The organism is Mesorhizobium sp. M1A.F.Ca.IN.020.03.2.1, assembly GCF_004023205.1.
GTDB lineage: Bacteria > Pseudomonadota > Alphaproteobacteria > Rhizobiales > Rhizobiaceae > Mesorhizobium.
Genome location: NZ_RZSV01000201.1, coordinates 1 through 10,211, shown reverse-complemented (window position 1 = coordinate 10,211; position 10,211 = coordinate 1). Strand labels below are relative to the sequence as shown.

At 63.1% G+C, this 10,211-nt stretch carries 10 protein-coding genes; 6 read left to right on the top strand and 4 right to left on the bottom strand.

Translation table 11 applies throughout. The annotated features are described in order from the left end of the window. A partial coding sequence (locus EOA79_RS24855) for a thioredoxin domain-containing protein (protein WP_164893938.1) occupies window positions 1–1,865 on the top strand: 1,865 nt, incomplete at its 5' end. 188 nt (window positions 1,866–2,053) lie between these two features. On the opposite strand, the gene rho is transcribed toward EOA79_RS24855, so the two are convergent. The 3 genes from rho to hemE all read right to left on the bottom strand — a co-directional run bounded on the left by rho (window position 2,054) and on the right by hemE (window position 5,048). Beyond that, window positions 2,054–3,319: a transcription termination factor Rho gene (gene rho, locus EOA79_RS24850; RefSeq protein ID WP_082953824.1), complete on the bottom strand. Its 1,266-nt coding sequence runs from the start codon at window positions 3,317–3,319 to the stop codon at window positions 2,054–2,056. Window positions 3,320–3,486: 167 nt separating this feature from the next. Then, window positions 3,487–4,023, bottom strand: coding sequence for a protoporphyrinogen oxidase HemJ (gene hemJ / locus EOA79_RS24845; protein ID WP_095825109.1), 537 nt, complete (start codon window positions 4,021–4,023; stop codon window positions 3,487–3,489). Next, the gene (gene hemE / locus EOA79_RS24840; protein WP_095825108.1) at window positions 4,020–5,048 is read right to left on the bottom strand and encodes a uroporphyrinogen decarboxylase; all 1,029 of its coding nucleotides are present in this window, start codon (window positions 5,046–5,048) and stop codon (window positions 4,020–4,022) included. The genes hemJ and hemE overlap by 4 nt, the downstream gene beginning before the upstream one ends. A gap of 402 nt (window positions 5,049–5,450) precedes the next feature. Here hemE and EOA79_RS24835 point away from each other — a divergent pair, with 402 nt between their 5' ends. The 5 genes from EOA79_RS24835 (at window position 5,451) to dnaQ (ending at window position 9,192) form a co-directional block, all read left to right on the top strand. Next, window positions 5,451–6,272 (top strand): pyruvate, water dikinase regulatory protein, encoded by an 822-nt coding sequence (locus EOA79_RS24835; protein ID WP_067323508.1) that lies wholly within the window; start codon window positions 5,451–5,453, stop codon window positions 6,270–6,272. Window positions 6,273–6,378: 106 nt separating this feature from the next. Next, window positions 6,379–6,978: a Maf-like protein gene (locus tag EOA79_RS24830; RefSeq protein ID WP_067323506.1), complete on the top strand. Its 600-nt coding sequence runs from the start codon at window positions 6,379–6,381 to the stop codon at window positions 6,976–6,978. Beyond that, window positions 6,971–7,804 (top strand): shikimate dehydrogenase, encoded by an 834-nt coding sequence (locus tag EOA79_RS24825; RefSeq protein ID WP_127335187.1) that lies wholly within the window; start codon window positions 6,971–6,973, stop codon window positions 7,802–7,804. The genes EOA79_RS24830 and EOA79_RS24825 overlap by 8 nt, the downstream gene beginning before the upstream one ends. Window position 7,805: 1 nt before the next feature. Then, window positions 7,806–8,411 (top strand): dephospho-CoA kinase, encoded by a 606-nt coding sequence (gene coaE / locus EOA79_RS24820; protein WP_127217282.1) that lies wholly within the window; start codon window positions 7,806–7,808, stop codon window positions 8,409–8,411. Window positions 8,412–8,484: 73 nt separating this feature from the next. Further along, window positions 8,485–9,192 carry a DNA polymerase III subunit epsilon gene (dnaQ, locus tag EOA79_RS24815; RefSeq protein ID WP_095825105.1) on the top strand — a complete coding sequence of 236 codons (708 nt, stop codon included), beginning with the start codon at window positions 8,485–8,487 and terminating at the stop codon, window positions 9,190–9,192. A 285-nt stretch (window positions 9,193–9,477) separates the two neighbouring features. Here the strand turns inward: dnaQ and secB are convergent, their stop codons facing one another. Continuing rightward, entirely contained in the window at window positions 9,478–9,978 is a 501-nt protein-coding gene (gene secB / locus EOA79_RS24810) for a protein-export chaperone SecB (protein ID WP_067323500.1), read from the bottom strand. Between the last annotated feature and the right edge of the window lie 233 nt (window positions 9,979–10,211).

Below are 10,211 nucleotides of genomic sequence, written 5' to 3'. Positions count from 1 at the left end.
CCCCCTGCCACTGGTCCCATGTCATGGCCCATGAAACCTTCGAGAACGATGCCGCCGCCGCCGTCATGAACCGCCTCTTCGTCAATATCAAGGTCGATCGCGAGGAGCGCCCGGATATCGACCAGATCTACATGGCGGCACTCCATGCCATGGGCGAGCAGGGCGGCTGGCCGCTGACCATGTTCCTCACCCCCGATGGCAAGCCTTTCTGGGGCGGCACCTATTTCCCGCGCGAGGCGCGCTATGGACGGCCGGGCTTTGTCCAGGTGCTGGAGGCGGTCGACAAGGCCTGGCGCGAGAAGCAGGAGAGCCTTGGCCAAAGCGCCGACGCGCTGACCACCCATGTCGAGCAGCGGCTGGCCGGCGCGAAGGGAAAGGCGGTGCTCGACCGCGGCACGCTTGCCGATCTCGCCGGCCGCATCGAGGACATGGTCGACGGCGATCTCGGCGGCTTGCGCGGCGCGCCGAAATTCCCCAACGCGCCCTTCATGCACAGTCTGTGGCTGTCCTGGCTGCGCGACGGCCAGACCGCCCATCGCGACGCCGTGCTCATCAGCCTGCAAAAAATGCTCGCCGGCGGCATCTACGACCATGTCGGCGGCGGTCTCAGCCGTTACTCGACCGATGCCGAATGGCTGGTCCCGCATTTCGAGAAGATGCTTTACGACAACGCCCAGCTCATCCGCATGTGCAATTGGGCCTTCGCGGCAACAGGCAATGAGTTGTTTCGCAAGCGAATCGAGGAAACCGTGGCCTGGCTGCTGCGGGAAATGCGCGTCGAGGGCGGCGCCTTCGCCGCCAGCCTCGATGCCGATAGCGAAGGCGCGGAGGGGTTGTTCTACACCTGGAGCGCGGAAGAGGTTGAAGCCGCACTCGGTGCTGATTCCGCTCGCTTCTTCCAATATTTCGAGCTCGCCGCTCCGCATGGCTGGGAAGGCAAGCCCATCATCCGCCACAGCGAGGCACAGCAGCGCCAGGGGATCAGCGATGACGCTCAGCTCGCAGCGCTGAAGGCGAAATTGCTAGCTGCCAGAGAAAATCGCGTCAGGCCCGGCCGCGACGCCAAGGCGCTTACCGATTGGAACGGATTGATGATTGCGGCCCTCGCGGAAGCGGGCCGCTCCTTCGGGCGAGCCGACTGGGTGGACGCCGCCGTCAAGGCCTTCGCCCACATCGTCGAAGCCAGCAAGGACGGCCGCCTGCCGCATTCGATGCTCGGCGACAAGAAGCTTTTCCCGGCGCTGTCGAGCGACTATGCCGCCATGACCAACGCGGCGATCGCGCTGTTCGAGGCAACCGGCAGTTCTGCCTATATGGACCATGCCCGGCAGTTCATCGATCGGCTCGACCGCTGGCATCAGGATCCTGAAAAGACCGGCTATTATCTGACGGCGTCCGACAGCGTCGATGTGCCGATCCGTATCCGCGGCGATGTCGATGAGGCAATCCCCTCCGCCACCGGCCAGATCGTCGAGGCGCTGGTCCGGCTCTCGTCCCTTACCGGCGATCACGATCTTTGGGCAAAGGCATGGACGACAGCCGAACACGCCATGGGTCGCGCCGCGCAGCAAGCCTACGGCCAGGCCGGCATCATCAACGCGTGCGCGCTGGCGCTCGAACCGCTGAAGCTCGTCATCATAGACAAGCTTGATTCCTCAAGCCTTGTTCCGGTGGCGAATCGAAGTTCCGATCCACGCCGGGTCGATGTCGTACTGCCCATCGGTACGGAAGCGAATCAACCGCTTTTGCCGGGCGGCGTACTGCCGCCGACGGACAAGCCGGGAGCCTGGTTCTGCAGCGGACAGACATGCCTGCCGGCGGTTACGGATGCGGGCGAGTTGGAGAAGCTGTTGCGGCGGGAATAAACAGCTTCGTCTCCTCGGTTTGACCCAGGATCTATGTCGCGGCGCTTCCGACGAATGCCGCGGTGCGGAATTCTGCACCGCCGCAAAGCTCAAAAAACAACGGCATGGACTTAGGGTTCTGCGCAGCGTCGCCGCGCTCCTTGCTCCGTCTTGTATGCCGAAGAAAGGACCGGTCCCTCGGCGCCCGATCAGGTATTCATCGAATCGAAGAAATCCGCGTTGGTCTTGGTCTGCTTGAGCTTGTCGATGAGGAATTCGATCGCATCGGTCGTTCCCATCGGCGCAAGGATCCGGCGCAGCACGAAGATCTTCTGCAGATCCGAACGCGGCACCAGAAGGTCCTCCTTGCGGGTCCCGGACTTGAGGATGTCGATCGCCGGGTAGATGCGTTTGTCGGCCACCTTGCGGTCGAGCTGGATTTCACAGTTACCGGTGCCCTTGAACTCTTCGAAGATGACTTCGTCCATGCGGCTGCCGGTGTCGATCAGCGCGGTGGCGATGATGGTCAGCGACCCGCCTTCCTCAATGTTGCGGGCGGCCCCGAAGAAGCGCTTCGGACGCTGCAGCGCGTTGGCGTCGACACCGCCGGTCAACACCTTGCCGGATGACGGCACCACGGTGTTGTAGGCGCGGCCGAGGCGGGTGATGGAATCGAGCAGGATGACGACATCGCGCCCATGCTCGACCAGGCGCTTGGCCTTCTCGATCACCATTTCAGCGACCTGCACATGGCGCGCCGCCGGTTCGTCGAAGGTCGAGGAAATGACTTCGCCCTTGACCGAGCGCTGCATGTCGGTCACTTCCTCGGGACGCTCGTCGATCAGAAGAACGATCAGATAGCATTCCGGATGGTTGGCGGTGATCGAGTGCGCGATGTTCTGCAACAGCACCGTCTTACCGGTGCGCGGCTGAGCGTTGATCAGCGCGCGCTGCCCCTTGCCGATCGGCGCCACCAGGTCGATCACACGCGGCGAGATGTCTTTGGTCGGGGGATTGTCGACCTCCATCTTCAGCCGCGAGGTCGGGTAGAGCGGCGTCAGGTTGTCGAAGTGGATCTTGTGCCGGATCTTCTCCGGATCATCGAAATTGATGGTGTTGACCTTGAGCAGCGCGAAATAACGCTCGCCCTCTTTCGGGCTGCGGATCGGCCCTTCGACCGTATCGCCGGTCTTCAGCGAAAAGCGCCTGATCTGCGACGGTGAAATATAGATATCGTCGGGACCCGGCAGGTAATTGGCGTTGGCCGAGCGCAGGAAGCCGAAACCGTCCTGCAGTACCTCGACCACGCCTTCGCCGATGATCTCGACGTCCTGGATGGCGAGCTTTTTCAGGATCGCGAACATCAGCTCCTGCTTGCGCATGACGCTGGCGTTCTCCACCTCGAGCGATTCGGCGTAAGCGATCAGCTCCGGCGGCTTCTTGTTTTTGAACTCTGCGAGTTTCATTTCTTGCATTAGATGGACTCTGGGTAGGCTTTGGGGAGAAAAAATCGGCTGGATGCGACAAATGCCGGGCGCGGCCGAAAGCGAGAAAGGGGCGGCGCATGACGGGAAGGAAGACCCGTCTTTTATCGTCGGTCGCCTGAAAGAGCAAGCCGCCTTTTGCCGGGTGTGGGGAAGCCTCAGAACGGCTTCACGATGACCAGGATGACGATGACGATCATCAGCAATGTGGGGAGTTCATTGACGATCCGCCAGTGCCTCGCCGGCTTTTCGTTCTTGTCCTCGGCAAATTTTCTCACCGCGCCGGCGAGATAGCCGTGCAGACCCGAAAGCAGCAGCACGGCGAGGATCTTGGCGTGCAGCCAGCCGCCCTGGAAACCGAAGCCCTTCCAGGCGAGCCAAAGCCCGAACACCCAGGTCACGGTCATCGCCGGGTTGATGATGGCGCGCAGCAGCCGGCGCTCCATCACCTTGAAGGTCTCGGACTGCACGGAGCCTTTCTCGGCGTCGACATGATAGACGAAAAGCCGAGGCAGATAGAGCATCCCGGCCATCCAGGCGATGACGGCAATCACATGGATTGCCTTCGCCCAGGGATAGAAGCTGTCCGGCGCCACAAGGAAGAGCAGGGCGGTCAGGACGACCAGCAGGACGATGCCGATCAACATGCGCTTCATCGCCTGGCCGGCGCTGTTCTCGTTGATCGTCTCTGTCATCGATGGCTCCGCACCATTTTCACCATGGCCTCGACATGTGCCACAGGCGTTTCCGGCGTGATGCCGTGGCCGAGATTGAAGATCAGCGGCCCGTTGCCCAGCGTGCGAAGGATGGCGTCGACGCCGTCGGCCAGCGCCCTGCCGCCGGCAACCAGGCGAAGCGGATCGAGATTGCCCTGCACCGCGCCTTCGCTTTGCAATTCCTTTGCCATCGACAGCGGCACGGTCCAGTCGAGCCCGAGCCCGGTGATCCCGGTCTTCTTCCTGTAATCGCGATAGCGCTCGCCGGCGCCCTTGGGAAACCCGATCACCGGAACATCCGGACGCGCGGCCTCCACTTGCCGGACAATCTCGGCAACGGGCTCGATGCAAAACGCCTCAAAGGACGCTTCATCGAGAACGCCCGACCAAGAATCGAAAATCTGCACCACATCGGCGCCGGCGTCGATCTGGCGGATGAGATAGGCGGCCGAATGGTCGGCCAGTATCTTCAGGAGCCGTGCAAGGGCCTCCGGCTCGCGATAGGCGAAAAGCCTGGCCGGTCCCTGGTCCGGTGTGCCGTGGCCGGCAATCATATAGGTCGCCACCGTCCAGGGCGCGCCGCAGAAGCCGATCAAGGTCGTTTCCACCGGAAGCTTCGCACGCAGACGGCGGACGGTTTCGTAGACCGGTTCGAGATTCACGTGAAACGTTTCGCCGTCCAGGCCCTCGATTTCGGCCGACGCAATCGGCTTGAGGATCGGCCCGTATCCCTCTTCGAAGCGGACATCTCGTCCCAGCGCATCGGGCACAACCAGGATATCGGAGAACAGGATCGAAGCATCGAAGCCGAAGCGCTCGATCGGCTGCAGCGTCACCTCGACGGCAAGATCCGGATCATAGCAGAGATCGAGGAAAGAACCGGCCCGCTTCCGGGTCTCGCGATACTCCGGCAGATAACGCCCTGCCTGACGCATCATCCAGAGCGGCGGCGGTGAAACCGTCTCGCCCTTGAGGACGTCCAGCACGATCCGTTTCCCAGCCATCCAGTGCTCGCCCTCTCCAGGTCTCTTAAATCAAATATCTATTTTAAAAGAGTCTTCTGATTCTAAGAGTCTGTTGGTTGTGGTGGTTGTGACCTGTCCCGCCTGCCGCTCGAAAAGGCCAGTCAGCATATTGTCGCGCAGCCGCTTTCTCAATTTGGAGCGATTTGGGGACGAACTGGATTCAGGCTTTCGAGTCAGCGCCTTGGCTCTTCTGCTGCGGACCTCGAGCTGTGGATGATATCGGCCAAGAAAAGTTGGTCCCCGGTTTTGTCCCCAGCGCCCCGACAAAGCCTACAGCGGGGCGAATTGTGGACAAGGTGGCATCTGATACAGTCGCCTTCGACGTCACGACCTTTCTGTCCAACCTTGTCCACATCTGCCCACAGTCTGGAACCAACTCTTGTGAACAAACCCCAGAGCTTCTTCCATCTGCATCTGATTTCCGACGCCACCGGCGAGACGCTGCTGGCGGCAGGCCGCGCCGCCTCCGCGCAATATAAGGACGCGCGCGCCATCGAGCACATCTATCCGCTGATCCGCACGGAAAAGCAGGTCGCCAAGGTGTTCGAGGATATCGAGGAGGAGCCCGGCATCATTCTCTACACCGTCGTCGACCAGAAGCTCGCGCGCAGCATCGACGAGCGCTGCGCCGCCATGGGCCTGCCCTGCGTCTCGGTGCTGGAGCCCGTGCTCAGCGTCTTCCAGTCCTATCTCGGCACGCCGGCCGGCCGGCGCGTCGGCGCCCAGCATGTGCTCGACGCCGAATATTTCCGCCGCATCGATGCGCTGAACTTCACCATGGAGCATGACGACGGCCAGTTGCCGGCCAACATGGACGATGCCGATGTCGTGCTGATCGGCATCTCGCGCACCTCCAAGACGCCGACGAGCATCTATCTCGCCAATCGCGGAATCAAGACCGCCAACATTCCGATCGTGCTCGGCGTGCCGCTGCCGGAAAGCCTGATCAACGCCAGGACGCCGCTGATCGTCGGCCTCGTCGCCACGGCCGAGCGCATCTCGCATGTCCGCCAGAACCGCATCCTCGGCAACAGCAACAACTACGTGCCGACCGACTATGTCGACCGCGCCGCCATCGCCGAGGAGCTCGCCTATGCGCGTCAGCTCTGCACCAGGCATGGCTGGCCGATGATCGACGTCAGCCGGCGCTCGATCGAGGAAACCGCGGCGGCGATCGTTGCCCTGCGGGGCAAGACGCGCTAGGGCAGGCGATATAAGTGAGCATTCCGTCCTGAGAGAAGGTGGCTCGGCGCATAGCGCCGAGACGGGTGACGGGCGCTGGACGGATCGCAACCGTTGGTGAACCAGTATGGCCGGCAAAATCGTCCTCGCTTCGGGCAGCCCGTTCCGCAAGGCAATGCTTATCAATGCCGGGCTCGACATCGAGGCGGTGCCGGCAGACGTCGACGAGCGCGCGCTCGAGGCGCCCTTGCAGGACAGCGGCGTGTCTCCCGAGGATGTCGCTTCGATCCTTGCCGAAGCCAAGGCGACCGAGGTCAGCGAGCGCCGGCCGGGCGCGCTGGTGCTCGGTTGCGACCAGACGCTGTCGCTTGGCGACGAAATTTTCCACAAGCCGGCCGATATGGAAGGGGCGCGGAGGCATCTCCTGGCCTTGTCGGGCAAGACCCATCAGCTGAACAGCGCCGCCGTGCTCTGCCGCGATGGCGAAGTGCTGTGGCGCCATGTCGGCATCGCCAGCCTCACCATGCGCAAGCTCGATCCCGCCTTCATCGGCCGCCACCTGGCGCGCGTCGGCGCCAAGGCGCTGGCGAGTGTCGGCGCCTACCAGATCGAGGGCGAGGGCATCCAGCTCTTCGAAAGGATCGAGGGCGACTATTTCACCATCGTCGGCCTGCCGCTGTTGCCGGTGCTGAAGGAGCTGCGCGCATTGGGAGCGATCGATGGTTGAGAAGCGGGCCTTCGTCACCGGCCACCCGATCGCGCATTCCCGCTCGCCCAAGATCCACCGCTACTGGCTGGAGGAATACGGCATCGACGGCAGCTACCAAGCAATCGACGTTCGGCCGGAGGATTTCGCAGCATTCCTGAAATCACTCGGCGAGAATGGCTATCGCGGCGGCAATGTCACCATCCCGCACAAGGAAGCAGCCTTCGCCTTGGTCGAACGCCGCGACGAGGCCGCCGAAGCCATCGGCGCGGTCAACACGCTGTGGCTGGAAGACGGCGTGCTGTGGGGCGGCAATACCGACGCTCTCGGCTTTGCCGGCAATCTCGATGAACACGCCCCCGGCTGGGCGGCGAATGGTCCGGCCGTGGTGCTGGGCGCGGGTGGTGCCTCCCGCGCCGTCATCCAAGCGCTGAAGGACCGGGGTCTCAACGACATCCGCATCGTCAACCGTACGCTGGCAAGGGCTGAGGAACTCGCCGACCGGTTCGGCGCCGGGGTTTCCGCGCATGGCGCCGGCGCGGTCGGCGAATTGCTTTCCGACGCCGGCCTGCTCGTCAACACCACCGCGCTCGGCATGCATGGCAACGAGATCCTTGCCGCCGATCCGGCCGGTCTGCCCGGCCATGCCATCGTCACCGACATCGTCTATGTACCGCTGGAGACGCCGCTGCTTGCTGCCGCCAGGGCGCGCGGCCTGAAGACGGTCGATGGCCTCGGCATGCTGCTGCACCAGGCCGTGCCCGGCTTCGAGCGCTGGTTCGGCAAGCGGCCGCAGGTGACGCCGCAATTGCGGCGCATGATCGTCGCCGACATCGAAGCGCATTGACATGATCGTGCTCGGCCTCACCGGATCGATCGGGATGGGCAAGTCGACCACGGCAAAGATGTTCGCCGAGGCCGGCGTTCCGGTGCATGATTCCGACGAGACCGTGCATCGCCTCTATGCCGGCAAGGCAGCACCCCTGGTCGAACGAGCCTTTCCCGGCACGACAAAAGCGGGCGTGGTCGATCGCGCAAGGCTGGCCGAGACAGTGCTGGGCGATCCCGCCGCGCTGAAAAAGCTGGAGGCGATCATCCATCCGCTGGTACGGGCCGACGCCGATGCATTTTTGGCTCGGCATCGTGCGGCCGGGGCGCCGATTGCGGTGCTCGACATTCCGCTGCTGTTCGAGACCGGCGGCCGCAATCGCGTCGACAAGGTCGTGGTCGTCACCGCGCCGGCCGAGATCCAGCGCGCCCGCGTGCTCGCCAGGCCCGGGATGAGCGAAGATAAATTCGCTTCCATCCTCGCCAAGCAGGTGCCTGACGCCGAGAAACGCCGTCAGGCGGATTTCATCGTCGACACCGGCCAGGGTTTTGATGCCGCACGTGCGGCGGTGGCAGCCATCGTCAGCGAATTGACCGGGGATAAGTCCGGCAAAAACGCTTCCTGACGGCCGCTGTCAGCAGTCCCATTGCCATTTTGTTCCGGTTTGTGATTCTGCTCTTTAGAGCGGATTGATTCGAATGCGTGAGATCATCTTCGATACCGAAACCACCGGCCTCGATTTGCGCGACGACCGCATCATCGAGCTCGGCGGCGTCGAGCTGGTCAACCGTTTCCCGACCGGCCGCACCTTCCACAAGTTCATCAATCCGCAAGGCCGCGCCATTCACGCCGAGGCGCAGGCCGTGCATGGCATCAGCGCGGCGGATCTGGCCGGCAAGCCGACCTTCGCCGAAATCGCCGAGGAATGGCTGGCCTTCACCGACGGCGCCAAGCTGATCGCCCACAACGCCACTTTCGACCTTGGCTTCCTGAACCTCGAATACAGCCGGCTCGGTCATCCGGCCATCGATCCCGGCCGCATCGTCGACACGCTGGCGATCGCGCGCCGCAAGCATCCGATGGGTCCGAACTCGCTGGACGCGCTTTGCCGCCGCTACGGCATCGACAACACCCGCCGCACCAAGCACGGGGCGCTTCTCGACTCCGAATTGCTGGCCGAGGTCTATATCGAGCTCATCGGCGGCAAGCAGGCGGCACTGGTCCTGGAAACCGTGGCCGTGCAGGTGAACGGCAGCGGCGAAGTCGCCGATATCGACATTTCGATCGGCGCAAGGCCGATCGCGCTGCCGCCGCGCCTCACCGAGGCGGATCGGGCGGCGCATGCCGGGCTGGTCGGCACGCTCGGCGAAAAGGCGTTGTGGCTGAAGGTGGTGGCCGCAGGGTGAGCGGGGCGCTCCGGCGCCAACCGACGCGATTGGCCGAACCGCCATCCCTTCATCATACCCGGGCTTGACCCGAGTATCCATGCCGTGACCCTTGCCGCGGAGCGCAACGGTGCAGAATTCTGTAATCGCAGCAGCGCCTTAGCGTCAGGGCATATGTTCTAACGTCGCTCCGCTCCTTGCTCGGCCCCAGAATGACGACCTAACGAATGTCGTCGCTAATCCAGACGTCTCAAGAAAAAGCCCGGCGCGAAGCCGGGCTCTCGATACGATGGGTGGCGAGCCTCCTCAGCTCACCTGGACCTTGCTGGCGGCCTGGTCCTCGGCGATGCGCTGCTGGAACATCTGCGCGAAATCGATCGGGTCGAGCATCAGCGGCGGGAAGCCGCCGTTGCGGGTGGCGTCCGCGATGATCTGGCGCGCGAAGGGGAAGAGCAGCCGCGGGCATTCGATGAACAGGATCGGCAGCATGTGCTCCTGCGGGAAGCCGCTGATGGCGAAGACGCCGCCATAGACCAGTTCGACGTTGAACAGCACTTCCTGGTCGAAGGAGGCCTTGGCATTCAATGTCAGATTGACGTCGAACTGCTTGTCCGAAAGCGGGTTGGCGTTGACGTTGACATTGATGGCGATGCCCGGGGCCTTGTCGCGGCCGCGCAGCGAATTCGGCGCGCCGGGGCTTTCGAAGGACAGGTCCTTCACATATTGCGCAAGCACGTTGAGCGAGGGCTGTTCCTGTTTGCCGTTGCCATTGGCGGCGGCTGCCGCGGCATCATCATTGCTGGCCATTAGCCTTTGTCCTTTTGCCTGGGCAGCATTGCTGACCGGATTGAAATCGGGGGTTCGCTATCATGCTCGGCAGGACAAGACAAGTTTTGCGCGCCGCCTGAAACTGCGCAGCCGTTTCGGGGCGACGGCGCGCATGAGACAGCTATTCGAGCGGACCCTGAAGAGAGCTAGTCGTCTTTCAGCCGCCGCCAAGGGGAATTGTGATCCGGCCCGCGCTTGTAGTCGTCCTGGCG